Source organism: Aquamicrobium segne, from assembly GCF_042656785.1.
GTDB classification, from domain to species: Bacteria; Pseudomonadota; Alphaproteobacteria; order Rhizobiales; family Rhizobiaceae; genus Mesorhizobium; species Mesorhizobium segne.
Genome location: NZ_JBHSLL010000073.1, coordinates 1 through 644 on the forward strand (window position 1 = coordinate 1; position 644 = coordinate 644).

The 644-nt window shown below is 58.5% G+C and carries 1 protein-coding gene and 1 pseudogene; both read left to right on the top strand.

The features are described from left to right. A pseudogene (locus ACFPLB_RS17520) lies at positions 1–216 on the top strand (head-tail adaptor protein); the annotation flags it as partial. A 33-nt stretch (positions 217–249) separates the two neighbouring features. Beyond that, positions 250–644 (top strand): lysozyme family protein (locus ACFPLB_RS17525; RefSeq protein WP_465251484.1); only part of this gene is annotated, 395 nt, incomplete at its 3' end.

Consider the following 644-nt stretch of genomic DNA (forward strand, 5'->3'; position numbering starts at 1 on the left):
ATGCGTGGTGGCGAGACCGTCATTGCTGCACGGCTGACCGCGAAGCAGCCAGCAATCCTCACCATTCGCATCAGCGCACAGGCACTGACCATCTTGCCCTCGGATCGCATTGTAGATGCGAGAACCGGGGAAATGTTCAACATCCGCGAGCAGCCACGGCGCTCCCGTGATGATCCGGGCCTCCTCGAAATGCTGATCGAGGCCGGCGTCACCTGAGCCGCCGGCATCATCCTACCAAGGATATCAATCATGACCACGATCACGCCTCAAAGCGCGGCGCAGGATGCTACGCGCGACAAATATCATGTCTACCGCCCGCTATTGGATCTGATCGGACATGCTGAGGGCTCCGACAGAAAGCGGGGATACAACGAAACGCTCGCCTATGGTGCCTTCACCGGCGGCAACGTCGATCTTGTTTCCATGACATTGCAGGAGGTTGATGCGCTGCAGACGAGGATGCTGAAGCACCCGCAAAACCGCTTTAACTCATCAGCGCTTGGCCGCTACCAGATTGTTCGCACTACGCTGCGGGCAATTCGAAAGACGCTCAAGCTTTCACCGTCGGCCCTGTTTGATGCCGAGATGCAGGACCGCTGCGCCTGCTACCTGCTCGGTCTGCGTGGCATCGACAAGTATCTGGC